At 69.7% G+C, this 19124-nt stretch carries 17 protein-coding genes and 1 tRNA gene; 17 read left to right on the top strand and 1 reads right to left on the bottom strand.

Going from position 1 to position 19124, the window contains the following annotated elements:
* Nucleotides 1-91: 91 nt before the first annotated feature.
* Complete coding sequence (locus tag ACWDAG_RS10195; protein ID WP_450695134.1) at nt 92-700, bottom strand: beta-class carbonic anhydrase; 609 nt, start codon at nt 698-700, stop codon at nt 92-94.
* 358 nt (nt 701-1058) lie between these two features.
* Here ACWDAG_RS10195 and rsmH point away from each other — a divergent pair, with 358 nt between their 5' ends.
* The 17 genes from rsmH (at nt 1059) to ACWDAG_RS10110 (ending at nt 19072) form a co-directional block, all read left to right on the top strand.
* A complete protein-coding gene (gene rsmH, locus ACWDAG_RS10190) occupies nt 1059-2015 on the top strand; it encodes a 16S rRNA (cytosine(1402)-N(4))-methyltransferase RsmH (RefSeq protein ID WP_450695133.1) in 957 nt (318 codons plus the stop codon).
* 58 nt (nt 2016-2073) lie between these two features.
* On the top strand, nt 2074-2595 hold the full coding sequence (locus ACWDAG_RS10185; protein WP_450695132.1) for a septum formation initiator family protein: 522 nt from the start codon (nt 2074-2076) through the stop codon (nt 2593-2595).
* Nucleotides 2592-4568 (top strand): penicillin-binding transpeptidase domain-containing protein, encoded by a 1977-nt coding sequence (locus ACWDAG_RS10180; RefSeq protein WP_450695131.1) that lies wholly within the window; start codon nt 2592-2594, stop codon nt 4566-4568. The genes ACWDAG_RS10185 and ACWDAG_RS10180 overlap by 4 nt, the downstream gene beginning before the upstream one ends.
* A 26-nt stretch (nt 4569-4594) precedes the next feature.
* Nucleotides 4595-6250, top strand: coding sequence for a UDP-N-acetylmuramoyl-L-alanyl-D-glutamate--2,6-diaminopimelate ligase (locus ACWDAG_RS10175; protein ID WP_450695130.1), 1656 nt, complete (start codon nt 4595-4597; stop codon nt 6248-6250).
* Nucleotides 6251-6254: 4 nt separating this feature from the next.
* The gene (locus ACWDAG_RS10170; RefSeq protein ID WP_450695129.1) at nt 6255-7661 is read left to right on the top strand and encodes a UDP-N-acetylmuramoyl-tripeptide--D-alanyl-D-alanine ligase; all 1407 of its coding nucleotides are present in this window, start codon (nt 6255-6257) and stop codon (nt 7659-7661) included.
* Nucleotides 7658-8731, top strand: a complete 1074-nt coding sequence (gene mraY / locus ACWDAG_RS10165) for a phospho-N-acetylmuramoyl-pentapeptide-transferase (protein WP_450695128.1) — start codon at nt 7658-7660, stop codon at nt 8729-8731. Before ACWDAG_RS10170 ends, mraY begins: the two co-directional genes overlap by 4 nt.
* Complete coding sequence (gene murD, locus ACWDAG_RS10160) at nt 8713-10131, top strand: UDP-N-acetylmuramoyl-L-alanine--D-glutamate ligase (RefSeq protein WP_450695127.1); 1419 nt, start codon at nt 8713-8715, stop codon at nt 10129-10131. The genes mraY and murD overlap by 19 nt, the downstream gene beginning before the upstream one ends.
* A gap of 204 nt (nt 10132-10335) precedes the next feature.
* The gene (gene ftsW, locus ACWDAG_RS10155) at nt 10336-11697 is read left to right on the top strand and encodes a putative lipid II flippase FtsW (RefSeq protein WP_450695126.1); all 1362 of its coding nucleotides are present in this window, start codon (nt 10336-10338) and stop codon (nt 11695-11697) included.
* A gap of 6 nt (nt 11698-11703) precedes the next feature.
* Nucleotides 11704-12801, top strand: a complete 1098-nt coding sequence (gene murG / locus ACWDAG_RS10150; RefSeq protein WP_450695125.1) for an undecaprenyldiphospho-muramoylpentapeptide beta-N-acetylglucosaminyltransferase — start codon at nt 11704-11706, stop codon at nt 12799-12801.
* Nucleotides 12802-12826: 25 nt separating this feature from the next.
* A complete protein-coding gene (locus ACWDAG_RS10145) occupies nt 12827-13621 on the top strand; it encodes a cell division protein FtsQ/DivIB (protein WP_450695124.1) in 795 nt (264 codons plus the stop codon).
* A gap of 277 nt (nt 13622-13898) precedes the next feature.
* Complete coding sequence (ftsZ, locus tag ACWDAG_RS10140) at nt 13899-15095, top strand: cell division protein FtsZ (protein ID WP_450695123.1); 1197 nt, start codon at nt 13899-13901, stop codon at nt 15093-15095.
* Nucleotides 15092-15829 carry a peptidoglycan editing factor PgeF gene (gene pgeF / locus ACWDAG_RS10135; RefSeq protein WP_450695122.1) on the top strand — a complete coding sequence of 246 codons (738 nt, stop codon included), beginning with the start codon at nt 15092-15094 and terminating at the stop codon, nt 15827-15829. The genes ftsZ and pgeF overlap by 4 nt, the downstream gene beginning before the upstream one ends.
* 5 nt (nt 15830-15834) lie before the next feature.
* Nucleotides 15835-16554 (top strand): YggS family pyridoxal phosphate-dependent enzyme, encoded by a 720-nt coding sequence (locus tag ACWDAG_RS10130; protein WP_450695121.1) that lies wholly within the window; start codon nt 15835-15837, stop codon nt 16552-16554.
* A 127-nt stretch (nt 16555-16681) separates the two neighbouring features.
* On the top strand, nt 16682-17323 hold the full coding sequence (locus ACWDAG_RS10125) for a cell division protein SepF (protein ID WP_030932823.1): 642 nt from the start codon (nt 16682-16684) through the stop codon (nt 17321-17323).
* Nucleotides 17324-17395: 72 nt separating this feature from the next.
* Nucleotides 17396-17680 (top strand): YggT family protein, encoded by a 285-nt coding sequence (locus ACWDAG_RS10120; RefSeq protein ID WP_016435858.1) that lies wholly within the window; start codon nt 17396-17398, stop codon nt 17678-17680.
* Between the two features lie 56 nt (nt 17681-17736).
* Nucleotides 17737-18897 (top strand): DivIVA domain-containing protein, encoded by a 1161-nt coding sequence (locus tag ACWDAG_RS10115; protein WP_450695120.1) that lies wholly within the window; start codon nt 17737-17739, stop codon nt 18895-18897.
* 100 nt (nt 18898-18997) lie between these two features.
* Nucleotides 18998-19072: transfer RNA gene (locus ACWDAG_RS10110), tRNA-Pro, on the top strand.
* Nucleotides 19073-19124: the final 52 nt, after the last annotated feature.

Below are 19124 nucleotides of genomic sequence, written 5' to 3'. Positions count from 1 at the left end.
TGTGGACAACTGGCTGCGGTATGTCGGGTTTTACGACGCTTGGGCTCCAGCATGCGCGGGATTTACGAAAAACGAGAGGGGCCCAGCGCCGTTACGCGGGGTCGATCTCGCGCAGCAGACCCGTCTTCACGTCGAAGACGAAGCCGCGTACGTCATCGGTGTGCTGCAGGAACGGAGAGGTGCGCACCCGCTGCATGGACTGCCGTACGTCCTGGTCGACGTCCCGGAAGGCCTCCACCGCCCAGGCCGGGCGCTGGCCGACCTCGTCCTCCAGTTCGGTGCGGAAGTCCTCGGTGATGGCCTCCAGGCCGCAACCGGTGTGATGGATGAGGACGATGCTGCGGGTGCCGAGCTTGCGCTGGCTGATGGTGAGCGAGCGGATCACGTCGTCGGTGACGACGCCGCCCGCGTTGCGGATGGTGTGGCAGTCGCCGAGCTCCAGGCCGAGTGCGGCGTGCAGGTCGAGACGGGCGTCCATGCAGGCCACGACCGCCACGTGCAGCACGGGACGGGCGTCCATCCCGGGGTCGGTGAATGCCTCGGCGTACCGTCCGTTCGCCTCGACCAGGCGGTCGGTGACGGTGCCGCCGCGTATGGCGCCTTCGGACTCGGTGGGAACGGATGCAGAAGTCGTCATGGCTATGACGGTACTGGTCACAGGCGATCGGGTCGCGGTGTGAGAGCGGGAGAAGAGCGTCATCACAGTCCTCTTGTGAGGTAACCCACACGGGTGGCGGAGGTGAAGCCGTACGGGTGATTTTCCCGGATTTGCGGCTTCACACTCACGCCGGAGCGCGACGCGCAGGCCAGTTGATTGACCGCGAGACACCGTGGACTAAAGTGACGCGAAGCGGGAGGCGAGGCTCTCCCTGCTGGACTGAAATCCCCGGAGACCCCGGCTCGCACGGACGGTCTCCCCACGTGCGCGGCGCGTACGTACGGCTCGGCCTCCTCCCGCTCCCGGTCGGCTGACGCTCCTGGCGCCGGCAGACCTCCCCTTCACGAGCGGGCGGGGACCCGGCGGTGCGTACGGCCCGCGCCGGATCTGAGAGGGCCCCTTGAGCCAGAGTCGACATGTCCCGGTGATGCTCCAGCGGTGCCTGGACCTGTTGGCCCCCGCCCTGCAGCGGCCGGGAGCGGTGGTCGTCGACTGCACCCTCGGCCTCGGCGGCCACAGCGAGGCCCTGCTGACACAGTTCCCCGAGGCCCGGCTGGTCGCCCTGGACCGTGACAAGGAGGCGCTGCGCCTGTCCGGCGAGAGGCTCAAGCCCTTCGGCGAGCGGGCCACCCTGGTGCACGCGGTCTACGACGAGCTGCCGGACGTACTGGAAAGACTCGGCATCGCGCGCGTGCAGGGCGTTCTGTTCGACCTCGGCGTCTCCTCGATGCAGCTCGACGAGGCCGACCGCGGCTTCGCCTACGCCCAGGACGCCCCCCTCGACATGCGTATGGACCAGACGACGGGCATGAGCGCCGCCGAGGTCCTCAACACCTACCCGGCGGGCGAACTCGTCCGGATCCTGCGGGCCTACGGCGAGGAGAAGCAGGCCAAGCGGATCGTGGCCGCCATCGTGCGCGAGCGCGAGAAGGAGCCGTTCAGCAACAGCGCGCGACTGGTCGAGCTGATCCGGGACGCGCTGCCGCAGGCCGCCAAGCGCACCGGCGGCAACCCGGCCAAGCGCACCTTCCAGGCCCTGCGCATCGAGGTCAACGGTGAGCTCTCCGTCCTGGAGCGGGCGATCCCCGCCGCCGTTCAGGCGCTCGACGTGGGCGGACGGATCGCCGTCCTGTCGTACCACTCGCTCGAGGACCGCCTGGTCAAGCAGGTGTTCGCGGCCGGCGCCGCCACCACCGCGCCCCCCGGGCTGCCGGTCGTGCCCGAGCAGTACCAGCCCCGGCTCAAGCTGCTCACCCGGGGTGCCGAACTTCCCACCGAGGAAGAGGTCGCCGAGAACCGGCGGGCTGCACCGGCGCGACTGCGCGGAGCCCAGCGCATCAGGGAGTCCATCGAATGAGGGGCGTGAACGAGTTGGCGAGCGAGTGGGTTGGGAAACCGGACTCACTGGAGGCCGTGTGAGCAGGAAACCCGAACTGAGGGGGCGGGCCGCTCGTCTCGCACGTCTCTTCCCCGGACCCGGGAGCCGTGCACAGGCGGCCCGCACCCCCTTCGTCCTCCTCGTCGTGCTCCTCCTGGGCGGCGGCCTGATCGCGCTCCTGGTGCTGAACTCCGCGCTCAGCGAAGGCTCGTTCAAGCTCGACGACCTCCAGAAGGACACCAAGAGCCTCACCGACGAGGAACAGGGGCTCCAGCGGGACATCGACTCCTACTCCGCTCCGGAGGCCCTGCAGCAGCGCGCCCGCGAGCTCGGGATGATCCCGGGCGGAGACCCCGTGTTCCTCGATCCCGACGGCACCGTCAAGGGCGTCCCCTCGGTCGCCGGCCAGCAGGCCGTCAGCCGGGCCGTCGAGCAGTCCGCGGTGCAGATGCCGCTCGTGCTGCTCCCGCCGGGGCCCGCCGCGGCCCCGCCGGCCCCCAGCACGCCCCCCACCCCCCAAGCCGATCCCGCCCCGACGACCACGAACCCCGGCAGGTGACGGAAGTGCCAGACACTTCTGGAGAGAGGCAACCGCCGCGCCGCCGCGTGCCCGGCCCCGCGCGCCCCGACCGCCCCGCCGCCGGGGCCCGGCGCCCGGGGCCCGGCCCCCGCCCAGCCCGCCGCCCGGCACCCGGCCGCCCCGCGGCCCCGGGCGCCCTGCGGCTGGGCAGCCCCCGCCCCCGGCTGCGCATGGTCAGCCTGGCGCTCACCCTGGTGCTGGTCGCCTTCGTCGTACGGCTGCTGCAGGTGCAGGCCGTCGATGCGAGCGCGTACGCCGCCAAGGCCGACCAGAACCGCTACGTGGGCCATGTCCTGACCGCCGAGCGCGGCGGCATCCTCGACCGCAACGGCGTGGCCCTCGCGACCAGCGTGGACGCCTACGACCTCACGGCCGACCCCACGATGTTCACCCGCGAACAGCTGAAGGTCGGCAACGGGCCCGAGCAGGCGGCCGCCCTCCTCGCGCCGATCCTCGGCATGGAGCAGGACACCCTCGTCCACAAGCTCCGCCCCAAGAACAAGAAGCTGCGCTACGTCCTGCTCGCCCGCCGCCAGACCCCGCAGGTCTGGAAGCAGATCAAGGACCTGAAGACCGCGCTCACCGCGAAGGGCGAGAAGGACAAGTCCACGGTCAACGTCCTCGCCGGCGTCTTCGCCGACCCCAGCAGCAAGCGGATCTATCCCAACGGGGACCTCGCCGCCGGGATACTGGGCTGGGTCAACGACCAGGGCAAGGGCGGCGGAGGCGTCGAGCAGGAGCTCAACAAGGAGCTGGCCGGCAAGGACGGCAAGATCCGCTACGCCCAGTCCGGCGGCCGCCTGGTGCCCACCGCGGGCTCCACCGAGACGCCCGCCGTGCCCGGCAGCGACGTCGAGCTCACCCTCGACCGCGACATCCAGTGGGCCGCGCAGAACGCGATCAGCCAGCAGGTGAGGAGGTCCGGGGCGGACCGCGGGTACGTGATAGTGCAGGACACCCGCACCGGCGAGATCCTGGCGATGGCCAACGCGCCCGGCTTCGACCCCAACGACCTCTCCAAGGCGAACCCGAACGCCCTGCACAACTGGGCCGTCGAGGACGCCTACGAGCCCGGCTCCACCGCCAAGATCATGTCGATGGCGGCGGTACTGCAGGAGAACGTCGCCACCCCGCTGACGCATGTCGTCGTGCCGAACCGGCTGCACCGCGGCGACCGGCTCTTCAAGGACGACATCGACCACGACACCTGGAACCTCACGCTCAACGGGGTGCTCGCCAAGTCCAGCAACATCGGCACCATCCTGGCCACCGGCCAGCTGGGCAGGACACAGGCGCAGGCCAACAAGGTCCTCTACTCGTATCTGCGCAAGTTCGGCATCGGCAGCTACACCGGACTCGGCCTGCCCGGCGAGACCAGGGGCATCCTCGCGCCGCCGGAGAAGTGGTCGACGTCGCAGCAGTACACGATTCCTTTCGGCCAGGGCGTGTCCGTCACCGCGCTGCAGGCGGCGTCCGTCTACTCGACCATCGCCAACGGGGGCGTACGTATCCAGCCCACTCTGGTGCGCGGCACGAAGGGACCCGACGGGCGCTTCACCCCCAGCCCGAAGCCCGAGAAGACAAGGGTCGTCAGCGCGAAGACGGCGAAGACCCTCGCCCAGATGCTGGAGTCGGTCGTCGACGACCGGGAGGGAACCGGCAACAAGGCGCGCATCCCCGGCTACCGGGTCGCGGGCAAGACGGGCACGGCCAACCGCGTGGATCCGGCCACCGGCCAGTACCGCGGCTACACATCGTCGTTCGCCGGATTCGCACCCGCGGACAACCCCCGCATCACCGTGTACTGCGCCATCCAGAACGCCACGAGCGGGAGTTACTTCGGCGGCCAGATCTGCGGACCCATCTACAAGGAGGTGATGGAGTTCGCACTGAAGACCCTCCAGGTCCCGCCCACGGGGGCCAGAGCCGCGAACCTGCCCGTCACCTTCTGATCAGCGCAACCAGCCAGGAACGCTCCGTGACCATGATCACTCCCGACCCCGGCAAGCCGGGCGCACCCGCCCCCTCACTTCGCTCGCAAGCGGGTGCGCCCGGTACGCTCACCGCCGTGCCACACGCTGATCAGTCCCAAACCACCCAGAAGGGCGCATCCGTGACATACCCGGGGCCGCCCAGGCCGGTGCAGGTCTCCGCCACACCCCTCGCGGAACTCGCCGATCAGCTGGGTGCCACCGCGCCGGAGAGCGCCGCCGAGGTCACGGGCATCACCCATGACTCGCGCGCCGTCCGCCCCGGCGACCTGTACGCCGCCCTTCCGGGCGCCCGTCTGCACGGCGCCGACTTCGTCACCCAGGCCGCCGGCCTCGGCGCGGTCGCCGTGCTGACCGACCCGACCGGCGCCGAGCGCGCCGCCGCGACCGGTCTGCCGGTCCTCGTGGTGGACGACCCGCGCGGGCGGATGGGCGAGCTGGCGGCCACGATCTACGGCCACCCGGGCCGCGATCTGCTCCAGATCGGCATCACCGGCACCTCCGGCAAGACCACCACCGCCTACCTCGTCGAGGGCGGCCTGAAGACCAAGAGCAACACCGGTCTGATCGGCACCGTCGAGATGCGCATCGGTGACGAGCGCATCAAGTCCGAGCGGACCACCCCCGAAGCCACCGACCTGCAGGCCCTGTTCGCGGTGATGCGCGAGCGCGGCGTCGAGGCGGTCGCCATGGAGGTCTCCAGCCACGCCCTGGTCCTCGGCCGGGTCGACGGCTGCGTCTTCGACATCGGCGTCTTCACCAACCTCAGCCCGGAACACATGGAGTTCCACTCCGACATGGAGGACTACTTCCGGGCCAAGGCGCAGCTGTTCACGCCGGAACGCAGCAAGCTGGGCGTCGTCAACTTCGACGACGAGTACGGCCGCAGGCTGATCGACGAGGCCGGCGTCCCGGTCGTGACCTTCTCGGCCGAGGGCCACCCCGACGCCGACTGGCGCGCCGAGGACGTCCAAGTCGGCCCGATGGACTCGACGTTCACCGTGATCGGCCCCGAGGGCGAGCGGATCGAGGCGAAGGCGCCGCTGCCGGGCGGCTTCAACGTGGCCAACACCCTCGCCGCCGTCGTCGCCCTCGCCGCCGCGGGCCTCGACCCGCAGACCGCCGCCGACGGCATCGCCGCCGTCCCGGGCGTGCCGGGCCGCCTGGAGCGCGTGGACGCCGGGCAGCCGTATCTCGCGGTCGTCGACTACGCCCACAAGACCGACGCCGTCGAATCGGTCCTGCGCGCCCTGCGCAAGGTCACCGAGGGCAGGCTGCACGTCGTGCTCGGCTGCGGCGGCGACCGGGACAGGACCAAGCGGGCGCCGATGGGCGCCGCCGCGGCCCGCCTCGCCGACACCGCCGTACTGACCTCCGACAACCCCCGCTCCGAGGACCCCCTCGCGATCCTTGCAACCATGCTCGAGGGCGCGGCGTCCGTACCAGCACACGAGCGCGGCGAGGTCCAGGTCTTCGAGGACCGGGCCGCCGCGATCGCCGCAGCCGTCGCCCGAGCACGGCCCGGGGACACCGTGCTGGTCGCGGGCAAGGGCCACGAGCAGGGCCAGGACATCGCCGGTGTGGTCCGTCCGTTCGACGACCGCCAGGTGCTTCGAGAAGCCATCCAGAAGACCCAGGGATGAACTTGTGATCGCCCTCTCTCTCGCCGAGATCGCAGAAGTCGTCGGCGGGCAGACGCACGACATACCGGATCCGTCCGTCCAGGTCACGGCTTCGGTCGTCCGGGACTCCCGCGAGGTGCGGCCCGGCAGCCTCTTCGTCGCCTTCGTCGGCGAACGGGTCGACGGCCACGACTTCGCAGCTCAGGTCGTCGAGGCGGGCGCGGTCGCCGTACTGGCGTCGCGCCCCGTCGGCGTGCCCGCGATCGTCGTCGAGGACGTCCAGAGCGCCCTCGGAGCCCTGGCCCGCCATGTCGTACGGCGCCTCGGCGCGACCCTTGTGGCTCTCACCGGCTCCGCGGGCAAGACCAGCACCAAGGACCTGATCGCCCAGGTCCTGCAGCGCAAGGCACCGACGGTGTTCACGCCCGGCTCGCTCAACAACGAGATCGGACTGCCCCTCACCGCCCTGTCCGCCACCGAGGAGACCAGGTTCCTCGTCCTGGAGATGGGCGCCCGCGGCATCGGCCACATCCGCTACCTCGCCGACCTGACGCCCCCGAAGATCGGCCTCGTCCTCAACGTCGGCACCGCCCACATCGGCGAGTTCGGCGGCCGCGAGCAGATCGCGCAGGCCAAGGGCGAACTGGTGGAGTCCCTTCCGGAGGACGGAGCCGCGATCCTCAACGCGGACGACCCCCTCGTACGGGCCATGGCATCCCGTACGAAGGCGAAGGTGCTCCTCTTCGGAGAGACCGACGAAGCGGACGTACGCGCCGAGAACGTGCGACTCACGGACAGCGGACAGCCTGCCTTCACGCTCCACACACCCTCCGGTGCAAGCGATGTGACCATGCGCCTGTACGGTGAGCACCACGTGTCGAACGCGCTCGCCGCGGCCGCCGTCGCCCATGAGCTGGGCATGTCCGCGGAAGAGATCGCCACCGCGCTCTCCGAGGCGGGCTCCCTCTCCCGCTGGCGCATGGAGGTCACTGAGCGACCGGACGGCGTGACCATCGTCAACGACGCCTACAACGCGAACCCCGAGTCCATGCGAGCCGCCCTGCGCGCGCTCGCGGCCATGGGCAAGGGGCGGCGGACCTGGGCGGTGCTCGGCAAGATGGCCGAGCTCGGGGACGAGGCGCTCGCCGAGCACGACGCGGTCGGACGGCTCGCCGTCCGGCTCAATGTCGGCAAGCTCGTCGCGGTCGGGGGCAGGGAAGCGTCCTGGCTGCAACTGGGCGCATATAACGAGGGTTCGTGGGGTGAGGAGTCGGTGCACGTGTCCGACGCACAGGCGGCGGTCGACCTGTTGCGCAGCGAGTTGCGCCCGGGAGACGTCGTACTCGTGAAGGCGTCCCGTTCGGTCGGCCTCGAGAGCGTCGCCCAGGCGCTGCTGGAGACCGGTGCCGAGGGTGAGGTTGCCGCCCGATGATGAAGCAGATCCTGTTCTCGGGAGTCATCGGCCTGTTTCTGACTCTGGTCGGCACCCCGCTGCTGATCAAGCTCCTGGCCCGCAAGGGCTACGGCCAGTACATCCGGGACGACGGCCCGCGCGAGCACGCCAGCAAGCGCGGTACGCCGACCATGGGCGGCATCGCCTTCATCCTGGCGACGGTGGCCGCGTACTTCCTCTCCAAGGTCATCACCGGCTACGCCCCGAGCTACTCGGGCCTGCTGGTGCTCGGCCTGATGGTCGGCATGGGTCTGGTCGGCTTCCTCGACGACTACATCAAGATCGTCAAGCGGCGTTCGCTGGGCCTGAGGGCCAAGGCGAAGATGGCCGGCCAGCTGATCGTCGGCATCAGCTTCGCGGTGCTCGCGCTGCAGTTCCAGGACGCCCGCGGCAACACCCCGGCCTCGACGAAACTGTCGTTCATCACGGACTTCGGCTGGTCGATCGGCCCGGTGCTGTTCGTGGTCTGGGCCCTGTTCATGATCCTCGCGATGTCGAACGGCGTGAACCTGACGGACGGTCTGGACGGTCTGGCGACCGGCGCCTCCGTCCTCGTCTTCGGTGCCTACACCTTCATCGGCGTCTGGCAGTTCCAGGAGTCCTGCGCCAACGACCAGACCCTCACCAACCCTGTCGCCTGCTACGAAGTGCGCGACCCGCTCGACCTCGCGGTCATCGCCTCCGCGCTGATGGGCGCCTGCCTGGGCTTCCTGTGGTGGAACACCTCGCCGGCCAAGATCTTCATGGGTGACACCGGTTCGCTCGCCCTCGGCGGTGTCCTCACGGGCCTGGCCATCCTCTCCCGCACGGAGCTGCTGGTGGCCATCATGGGCGGTCTGTTCGTCCTCATCACCATGTCGGTGGTCATCCAGGTCGGCTCCTTCCGCCTGACCGGCAGGCGCGTCTTCCGGATGGCGCCACTCCAGCACCACTTCGAACTCAAGGGCTGGTCCGAGGTCCTTGTGGTGGTCCGCTTCTGGATCATCCAGGGCATCTGTGTGATCGTCGGACTGGGCCTCTTCTACGCGGGATGGGCAGCGGACAAGTGACCGACTGGCAGGGCAAGCACGTCACCGTCGCCGGGCTCGGCGTCTCCGGTATCCCGGCGGCCAAGGTGCTGCACGCGCGCGGGGCGGTCGTCACGGTCGTCAACGACGGCGACGACGCACGCGCGCGTGAACAGGCTGCCGAACTGGAGGCGCTGGGCGTCACCGTGCGACTCGGCGACGGCGCGACCCTGCCCGAGGGCACCGAGCTGATCGTCACCACCCCCGGCTGGAAGCCGGACAAGCCGCTGTTCGTCGCGGCCCGCGAGGCCGGCGTCGACATCTGGGGCGATGTCGAACTCGCCTGGCGCCTGCGGGGCCCCGACGCGGCCCCCTGGCTCGCCGTCACCGGCACCAACGGCAAGACCACCACCGTCCAGATGCTGGCGTCGATCCTGAAGGCCGCGGGCCTGCGCACGGCCGCCGTCGGCAACATCGGCGTCTCGCTCCTCGACGTGGTCCTCGGCGAGGAGCAGTACGACGTCCTCGCCGTGGAGTTGTCCAGCTACCAGCTCCACTGGGCGCCCTCCCTGCGCGCCCACTCCGCCGCAGTCCTGAACCTGGCCCCCGACCACCTCGACTGGCACGGCTCCATGGAGGCGTACGCCGCCGACAAGGGCCGTATCTACGAGGGCAATCGCGTCGCCTGCGTCTACAACGTCGCCGACAAGGCCACCGAGGACCTGGTGCGCGAGGCGGACGTCGAGGAGGGCTGCCGAGCCATCGGCTTCACCCTCGGCACCCCGGGCCCCTCCCAACTCGGCGTCGTGGACGGCATCCTGGTCGACCGCGCCTTCGTCGAGAACCGGCAGAAGAACGCCCAGGAGCTCGCCGAGGTCTCCGACGTCAACCCGCCGGCCCCGCACAACATCGCCAACGCCCTTGCGGCGGCGGCCCTAGCGCGCGCCTTCGGGGTGCCCGCCGCGGCCGTACGCGACGGCCTGAGGAACTTCACCCCCGACGCGCACCGCATCGCGCATGTGGCCGACGTGGACGGGGTCGCGTACATCGACGACTCCAAGGCCACCAACACGCATGCGGCAGAGGCTTCTTTGGCGGCGTACGAGTCCATCGTGTGGATCGCGGGCGGGCTCGCCAAGGGGGCGACCTTCGACGAACTGGTCGCCAAGTCGGCAAAGCGACTTCGCGGAGTCGTCCTCATCGGCAAGGACCGCGCTCTCATCCGTGAAGCCCTCGCGCGACACGCGCCCGAAGTACCCGTCGTCGACCTCGACCGGACCGACACTGGGGCGATGCTCGCGGCTGTCCAGGAGGCCCAGCGGCTCGCGGCCCCAGGCGACACGGTGCTGCTGGCCCCGGCCTGCGCCTCGATGGACATGTTCGCCAACTACAACAAGCGCGGCGACGCGTTCGCAGCAGCGGTCCGCGAACTCGGCGCCTGACCCGGCCGCCTGCAGCCGGGCGACCTTGGGAGTGACGCGTGGGATCGTCCAGGACTAGGGCCTGTCCGGCGGATCGGGCAGGCCGTAACGTACGGCGCTTCTCGGCCGCCCCGAGCGGGGCCCGGTGCGCCGCAGATCACCGTGCCAGGGCCCGCGACGCCGGGCTGATCCGCCGGACAGGCCCTACGGACAGCGGAGGACCCGATGCCCGGTAGCCGGACCGGACGTCCGCCCGTGCAGGGGGCCGTCAGGCGGCCCGCCGCATCCGGGCCGGTCCGTGAGAACCCGCTGCGTCGCTTCTACCTCAACGCCAGGCGCGCCTGGGACCGGCCGCTGACCGCCTACTACCTGATCATGGGCGGCAGCCTGCTGATCACCGTGCTCGGTCTGGTGATGGTCTACTCCGCCTCCCAGATCACGGCGCTGCAGATGTCCCTGCCGGGCTCGTACTTCTTCCGCAAGCAGCTCCTCGCCGCCGTCATCGGCGGTGTCCTGCTGCTGATCGCGTCGCTGATGCCGGTGAAGCTGCACCGGGCGCTGGCCTACCCGATTCTCGCGGGTGCCGTCTTCCTGATGGCGCTGGTGCAGGTGCCGGGGATAGGGATGTCGGTCAACGGCAACCAGAACTGGATCTCTCTCGGCGGCTCCTTCCAGATCCAGCCCAGCGAGTTCGGCAAGCTGGCGCTGGTGCTGTGGGGCGCGGACCTGCTGGCCCGCAAGCAGGACAAGAAGCTGCTGACCCAGTGGAAGCACATGCTGGTGCCGCTCGTTCCGGTCGCCTTCATGCTGCTCGGGCTGATCATGCTCGGCGGCGACATGGGTACGGCGATCATCCTGACGGCGATCCTTTTCGGCCTGCTGTGGTTGGCCGGGGCACCCACCCGTTTGTTCGTCGGCGTGCTGTCGGTTGCGGGCGCGATCGGTGTGATCCTCATCAAGACCAGCCCGAACCGCATGGCCCGGCTCGCCTGCATCGGCGCCACCGAGCCGAAGTCCGGGGTCGCCGACTGCTGGCAGGCCGTGCACGGGATCTATGCGCTCGCATCAGGCGGAATCTTCGGATCCGGGCTCGGTGCGAGTGTGGAAAAATGGGGTCAACTCCCCGAAGCGCACACGGACTTCATCTTCGCCGTCACCGGTGAGGAACTGGGCCTGGCGGGGACGCTGTCGGTGCTCGCCCTCTTCGCGGCTCTAGGCTATGCGGGTATCCGCGTGGCCGGACGTACGGAGGACCCCTTCGTCAGGTATGCCGCGGGAGGCGTGACCACCTGGATCACGGCCCAGGCCGTGATCAACATTGGTGCGGTGCTCGGCCTGCTGCCGATCGCCGGTGTTCCCCTCCCGCTGTTCTCCTACGGAGGATCCGCCCTGCTGCCGACCATGTTCGCCATCGGGCTGATGATCGCGTTCGCGCGTGACGAGCCCGCTGCGCGGGCGGCGCTTTCCATGCGGCAACCCCGCTTTGGTAGAAAGCGGGCGGGAGGCGCCGTGGGGAACCGGGGGCCTCGGAGATGGAACACGATGCGACGGCGTGCCTCGGCGGCGCGCTCGTCCGGAGAGCGGTGAATTTCGGTGCATGTCGTACTCGCCGGTGGGGGGACCGCCGGCCACATCGAGCCCGCGCTCGCCCTCGCGGACGCCCTGCGCAGGCAGGACCCGACCGTGGGAATCACGGCCCTGGGCACGGAGCGAGGCCTTGAGACCACGCTCGTCCCCCAGCGGGGCTACGAGCTCGCGCTGATCCCGGCGGTCCCGCTGCCACGCAAGCCGACGCCCGAACTGATCACCGTCCCGGGCCGGCTGCGCGGCACGATCAAGGCGACCGAGCAGATCCTGGAGCGCACCAAGGCGGACGCGGTCGTCGGCTTCGGCGGCTATGTCGCGCTGCCCGGCTACCTCGCCGCCAAGCGCCTCGGTGTGCCGATCATCATCCACGAGGCCAACGCCCGCCCCGGCCTCGCCAACAAGATCGGCTCGCGCTACGCCGCCAGGGTCGCCGTCTCCACCCCGGACAGCAAGCTGCGCGACGCCCGCTACATCGGCATCCCGCTGCGCCGCACCATCGCCACCCTCGACCGGGCCGCCGCCCGCCCCGAGGCCCGCGCGGCGTTCGGCCTCGACCCCAACCTGCCCACGCTGCTGGTCTCCGGCGGCTCGCAGGGCGCCCGCCGCCTCAACGAGGTCGTCCAGCAGGTCGCGCCCTGGCTGCAGCAGGCCGGCATCCAGATCCTGCACGCGGTCGGACCGAAGAACGAACTGCCGCAAGTACAGCAGATGCCGGGAATGCCCCCCTACATCCCGGTAAGTTACCTGGACCGGATGGACCTCGCGTACGCCGCGGCCGACATGATGCTCTGCCGCGCGGGCGCGATGACCGTCGCCGAACTCTCCGCCGTCGGACTGCCGGCCGCCTATGTCCCGCTGCCCATCGGCAACGGCGAGCAGCGGCTGAACGCCCAGCCGGTGGTCAAGGCCGGCGGCGGACTGCTGGTCGACGACGCGGAACTGACGCCGGACTGGGTCCGGGCCAACGTCCTGCCCGTGCTCGCCGACCCGCACCGGCTGTACGAGATGTCCCGCGCCGCCGCCGAGTTCGGTCGCCGGGACGCCGACGACCTGCTCGTCGGCATGGTGTACGAGGCGATCGCCGCCAAGCGTGCACACCACTAGGCACGTGTGACGAAAGGCAGGAAGCGTGGCCGGACCGACGACCGCCGAGCGCGGTGAACGCCAGCAGGAGTCGTCCGGCCCGCCTCCGGCGCGGAGGTTGAGGCTGCGCCGCCTTCGTACGATCATCATCCTTGCCGTGGCGCTCGTCCTTCTCGGGGCAGGCACGGTCTGGCTGTTGTACGGCTCGCAGTGGGTGCGGGTGGAGCGCGTATCGATCTCCGGAACCCGGGTGTTGACGCCCGCGCAGGTGCGCGAGGCCGCCCAGGTTCCGGTCGGGGCGCCGATGATTTCCGTCGACACCGATGCGATCGAGGCGCGACTGCGCCGGAAACTGCCCCGAATTGACACGGTTGACGTGGTCCGTTCCTGGCCCCATGGAATCGGGCTGAAAGTGAGCGAGCGCACTCCGGTTCTCATTGTGCAAAAGGGTGGAAAGTTCGTCGAAGTGGACCGCAAGGGTGTCCGTTTCGCCACGGTTTCCGAAGCCCCGAAAGGCATTCCCGCACTGGAATTGAGCACCTCCTCCTCGGAGTCCTCCGCCGCGAGCCTGCGGCGCTTCGGCGAGGACCGCTTGGTGGCGGAGGCGGCGCTCGTCGCCCGCGCCGTTCCGGCCGCCGTCGCGCGCGTGACCGAGGCCGTCAAGGTCCGTTCGTACGACGACATCTCGCTGGTGTTGGGCGACGGCCGGAACGTCCTGTGGGGGAGCAGCGAGAAGGGTGCCGCGAAGGCCCGTACGCTCACTGCACTCATGAAAGCGGCGCCGGATGCGCGGCACTTCGACGTCTCGGTTCCCACCGCCCCTGCGTCATCGGGGAGTTGACGCACATCCGCGCAGGCCAGCACCCTGGTTGGGTAGCGCTATGGCTGATCACATAGGGTGAAAAGAAAAACGGGAGGTTCGGCGTGTTCGTTGAACGTGCGCCACTTGTCGACTTAGTGTCCTGTTCGGAAGACTCCAGCGAACAGTCACACTGGTAACCCTAAACTTCAACGTTAGGGTTCGGGTCGGCGTAACGGACCGTCCCATTCGGCATCAGTCGCCGGATCGCATCCTCTGCGAAGCGGCGACACGTAACTCGAGGCGAGAGGCCTTCGACGTGGCAGCACCGCAGAACTACCTCGCAGTCATCAAAGTCATCGGTGTCGGCGGCGGTGGTGTCAATGCCATCAACCGGATGATCGAGGTCGGTCTCAAGGGCGTCGAGTTCATCGCCATCAACACCGACGCGCAGGCGCTGTTGATGAGCGACGCCGACGTCAAGCTCGACGTCGGCCGCGAACTCACTCGCGGACTCGGCGCCGGAGCCAACCCGGCCGTGGGCCGCAAGGCCGCCGAGGATCACCGCGAGGAGATCGAGGAGGTCCTCAAGGGGGCCGACATGGTCTTCGTGACGGCCGGTGAAGGCGGCGGCACCGGCACCGGCGGCGCGCCCGTCGTGGCCAACATCGCCCGTTCCCTGGGCGCCCTCACCATCGGTGTGGTCACGCGCCCGTTCACCTTCGAGGGACGGCGCCGCGCCAACCAGGCCGAGGACGGCATCGCCGAACTCCGCGAAGAGGTCGACACCCTCATCGTCATCCCGAACGACCGGTTGCTGTCCATCTCGGACCGCCAGGTCTCGGTGCTCGACGCCTTCAAGTCGGCCGACCAGGTCCTGCTCTCCGGTGTGCAGGGCATCACCGACCTGATCACCACGCCGGGTCTGATCAACCTCGACTTCGCCGACGTCAAGTCCGTGATGTCCGAAGCCGGTTCGGCCCTCATGGGCATCGGCTCGGCCCGCGGCGACGACCGCGCGGTGGCCGCGGCCGAGATGGCGATCTCCTCCCCGCTGCTGGAGGCGTCCATCGACGGCGCCCGCGGGGTCCTGCTCTCCATCTCCGGCGGCTCCGACCTCGGCCTGTTCGAGATCAACGAGGCGGCCCAGCTGGTCAGCGAGGCCGCCCACCCCGAGGCCAACATCATCTTCGGCGCGGTCATCGACGACGCCCTCGGCGACGAGGTCCGGGTCACCGTGATCGCGGCCGGTTTCGACGGGGGCCAGCCTCCCGCCCGCCGGGAGACCGTCATGGGCTCGTCCTCGTCCTCGGCCCGCCGCGACGAGCCCACTCCGGTACGGCAGCCCGAGAGCCGCCCGTCCTTCGGCTCGCTCGGCAGCGTCACGCCGAAGGAGGACCCGGAGCCCGCACCGGAGCCGGCGAACGACCTCCCGGCCGCCCCGCCGGTCCCGCCGTCGCGGACCTACGCGGACAGCGCGGCCGAGGAACTGGACGTGCCGGACTTCCTGAAGTGATAGGACAGCGCTCCGGAACGAGCACAGTGAACGGCGCGCACTTCGCCTTCACCGACCGGTGGGGCGGGGTGAGCGCCGTTCCGTACGAGGAGCTCAACCTCGGCGGAGCCGTCGGCGACGACCCCGGTGCCGTACGGACCAACCGCGAACTGGCGGCCAAGTCCCTTGGACTGGAACCGGCCCGGGTGGTCTGGATGAACCAGGTGCACGGGGCGGAGGTGGCGGTGGTCGACGGCCCGTGGGGTGATCGTCCGGCGCCCGAGGTCGATGCCGTCGTCACGGTGCAGCGGGGGCTCGCCCTCGCCGTCCTCACCGCCGACTGCACGCCCGTTCTGCTCGCCGACCCGGTCGCCGGTATCGTCGCCGCGGCTCATGCGGGGCGGCCCGGGATGGTTGCCGGGGTCGTCCCGGCCGCCGTACGGGCCATGACGGAACTCGGCGCCGAGCCGGGCCGGATCGTCGCCCGCACCGGACCCGCAGTCTGCGGCCGCTGCTACGAGGTGCCGGACGCGATGCGCGCCGAGGTGGCCGCCGTCGAACCGGCGGCTTACTCCGAGACGAGTTGGGGCACTCCGGCGGTGGATGTGACCGCCGGAGTGCACGCGCAGCTCGAGCGGCTCGGGGTGCACGACCGGGAGCAGTCGCCGGTGTGCACGATCGAGTCGGGCGACCACTTCTCGTACCGCCGCGATCGAACCACGGGGCGACTCGCGGGATATGTCTGGCTGGACTGAGGGACATGAAGGACCGTAAGGACGAACTCGCCGAAAACCTGGCGAAGGTGGAGCGTCGCATCGCCGCCGCCTGTGCGGCCGCCGGGCGGAAGCGCGAGGAGGTGACCCTGATCGTGGTCACCAAGACGTATCCGGCGAGCGATGTGCGGATTCTGTCGGAACTCGGTGTGCGACACGTCGCCGAGAACCGCGACCAGGATGCGGCACCCAAGGCCGCGGCGTGCTCGGATCTGCCCTTGACTTGGCATTTTGTGGGTCAATTGCAGACCAACAAGGTTCGGTCCGTGGTCGGTTATGCCGGATTGGTGCAGTCCGTCGACCGCGCCCGGCTCGTCACCGCGCTCTCGAAGGAGGCGGTGCGGCAGGAGCGTGAACTCGGTTGTCTGGTCCAGGTCGCGCTTGACGCGGACGAGAGCGGGCGCGGGGAGCGCGGGGGTGTCGGGCCCGGCGGAATCGAAGAGTTGGGCGAGCTGGTCGCCGGGGCGCCGGGGCTGCGGCTGGACGGTCTGATGACCGTCGCGCCGCTCACCGGCCCCTACGCAGGGCGCGAACTCGCGGCGTTCGAGCGGTTGATGGATTTGTCGACGGACCTGCGCCGAGCCCATCCGGCTGCGAACATGGTCTCGGCAGGAATGAGTGCGGACCTCGAACAGGCCGTGGCCGCCGGAGCGACACATGTACGCGTCGGCACTGCGGTACTCGGAGTCCGCCCCAGGCTCGGGTAACGTCGCCAAGAAGTCGGACCACAGCAGAAAATATGGTCAGTGCCACCGAAGGCGGGCGCAACGACCTCGTGGATCGCGGGCATTGGCAGTCGTCAGCCGATCCACCACAGAGCGGAGGACTCAGAGCATGGCCGGCGCGATGCGCAAGATGGCGGTCTACCTCGGCCTCGTGGAGGACGATGGGTACGACGGCCGGGGATTCGACCCCGATGACGACTTCGAGCCCGAACTGGACCCCGAACCCGAACGGGACCACCGGAGGCACGAGCCGTCCCACCAGTCCCACGTAGCACATCAGTCCCAAAGGGATGAAGAGGTGCGAATCGTACAACCGCCCGCGGCGCGCGAGCCGGTCGCACGTTCCGCTTCGCTCCCCGCGGAATCCGGCCGTCCGGCGCGTATCGCGCCCGTGGCGTCCATCACACAAGAACGCGCAAACCTGGAGAAGAACGCACCGGTGATCATGCCCAAGGTCGTGTCGGAACGAGAGCCTTACCGGATCACCACGCTTCACCCGCGGACCTACAACGAGGCCCGTACCATCGGGGAACACTTCCGTGAGGGCACCCCGGTGATCATGAATCTGACTGAGATGGATGACACAGATGCGAAGCGACTTGTCGACTTTGCGGCCGGTTTGGTGTTTGGTCTTCACGGCAGCATCGAGCGGGTGACCCAGAAGGTGTTCCTGTTGTCTCCTGCTAACGTCGATGTCACGGCGGAGGACAAGGCCCGTATCGCAGAGGGCGGGTTCTTCAACCAGAGCTGAGACGCAAGACCGGAAACAGCAGTACAAGTAGTACCCAGCAGCACGGAAACAGGGGAGAGGGAAGCACCAGCAATGAGCGTGGTCCTGGATGTCATCTACATCGCGCTGATGTGCTTCCTCATCGTGCTCATCTTCCGGTTGGTCATGGACTACGTCTTCCAGTTCGCCCGCTCATGGCAACCCGGCAAGGCGATGGTGGTCGTTCTGGAGGCCACCTACACTGTCACCGACCCACCGCTCAAGCTTCTGCGGCGGTTCATCCCGCCGCTGCGCCTCGGGGGCGTGGCGCTCGACCTGTCCTTCTTCGTACTGATGATCATCGTCTACATCCTGATCTCGATCGTGAGCCGGCTGTGATGAGCGATGTGACCTACCGTCTTGCCGAATGCCGACGACTACGTTGAGGTGAAGAGATGCCGTTGACCCCCGAGGACGTGCGGAACAAGCAGTTCACGACCGTCCGCCTCCGAGAAGGCTATGACGAGGACGAGGTCGATGCCTTCCTCGATGAGGTCGAAGCCGAACTGACCCGCCTGCTCCGCGAGAACGAGGACCTGCGGGCCAAACTGGCCGCGGCCACGCGCGCTGCTGCGCAGAACCAGCAGAACATGCGCAAGCCCCCGGAGGGTCCCGGCGGTCCCGGTCCGCAGGACCAGCAGCAGGGCATGCCTCCGCAGGGGATGCGCGGTCCGGGTGCTCCCGTACCCGCCGGCATATCGGGCCCGCCGCAGCAGCAGATGGGTGGCCCCATGGGTGGTCCGCCCCAGCTGCCGAGCGGTGCCCCGCAGCTGCCCGCCGGTCCCGGCGGTGGTCAGGGTGGTCCCCAGGGTCCCGGTCCGATGGGCCAGGGTCCGATGGGTCCCGGCCCCATGGGTCAGGGTCCGATGGGCGGCCAGCCTCCCATGCAGCAGCAGATGGGTGGTCCGATGGGCGGCCCCATGGGCGGTCCGATGGGCGGCCCCGGTCAGGGCCCCGGTGGCGACAGCGCCGCCCGTGTCCTCTCGCTGGCCCAGCAGACCGCCGACCAGGCGATCGCCGAGGCCCGCTCCGAAGCCAACAAGATCGTCGGCGAGGCCCGCAGCCGCGCCGAGGGCCTCGAGCGTGACGCCCGTGCCAAGGCCGACGCCCTGGAGCGGGACGCGCAGGAGAAGCACCGCGTCGCGATGGGCTCCCTGGAGTCCGCCCGCGCCACGCTGGAGCGCAAGGTCGAGGACCTGCGCGGCTTCGAGCGCGAGTACCGTACGCGCCTGAAGTCGTACCTGGAGTCCCAGCTGCGTCAGCTGGAGACCCAGTCCGACGACTCGCTGGCTCCGCCGCGCACCCCGGCGACCGCGTCGCTTCCGCCGTCCCCGGCGCCCTCCATGGCCCCGGCCGGCGCGAGCGCCCCGTCGTACGGCGGCAACCCGACCATGGGTGGCGCCCCGGCTCCCGCTGCTCCGTCCTACGGCGGCCAGCAGCAGATGTCCCCGGCGATGACCCAGCCGATGGCACCGGTGCGGCCGCAGGGCCCGTCGCCGATGGGGCAGGCTCCCTCGCCGATGCGCGGGTTCCTGATCGACGAGGACGACAACTGACGGCCAGTAGTACGTCTTAGGCGTCGGCAGCGTTCAGGGCGGGGCCCCCGGAAAATCCGGGGGCCCCGCCCTTTGGCATGGGGTACGTTCTCGCCGCACTGGGGTGTGTAGCGCAGTTGGTTGTCGCGCCGCTATGGCATATCGGAGGACGCCGGTTCGAATCCGGCCCACCCCAGTGCGTCAGCCGTACGTGCGCACACAACGCCGAAGGCCCGGGTCCGCCAAGA

The sequence above is a fragment of the Streptomyces sp. NPDC001157 genome (assembly GCF_053598255.1).
The sequence above is the reverse complement of the archived record's forward strand: the minus strand, read 5'-3'. Positions and strand labels throughout refer to the sequence as shown.

What these genes read in the sequence shown, in the direction of transcription:
- ACWDAG_RS10195 (WP_450695134.1), bottom strand. Translation starts at nt 700, where the DNA reads ATGACGCTCTTCTCCCGCTCTCACACCGCGACCCGATCGCCTGTGACC.
- murD (WP_450695127.1), top strand. Translation starts at nt 8,713, where the DNA reads ATGGGCAGCGGACAAGTGACCGACTGGCAGGGCAAGCACGTCACCGTC.
- ftsW (WP_450695126.1), top strand. Translation starts at nt 10,336, where the DNA reads ATGCCCGGTAGCCGGACCGGACGTCCGCCCGTGCAGGGGGCCGTCAGG.
- ACWDAG_RS10120 (WP_016435858.1), top strand. Translation starts at nt 17,396, where the DNA reads ATGAGCGTGGTCCTGGATGTCATCTACATCGCGCTGATGTGCTTCCTC.
- ACWDAG_RS10115 (WP_450695120.1), top strand. Translation starts at nt 17,737, where the DNA reads ATGCCGTTGACCCCCGAGGACGTGCGGAACAAGCAGTTCACGACCGTC.
- mraY (WP_450695128.1), top strand. Translation starts at nt 7,658, where the DNA reads ATGATGAAGCAGATCCTGTTCTCGGGAGTCATCGGCCTGTTTCTGACT.
- ACWDAG_RS10130 (WP_450695121.1), top strand. Translation starts at nt 15,835, where the DNA reads ATGAAGGACCGTAAGGACGAACTCGCCGAAAACCTGGCGAAGGTGGAG.
- ACWDAG_RS10125 (WP_030932823.1), top strand. Translation starts at nt 16,682, where the DNA reads ATGGCCGGCGCGATGCGCAAGATGGCGGTCTACCTCGGCCTCGTGGAG.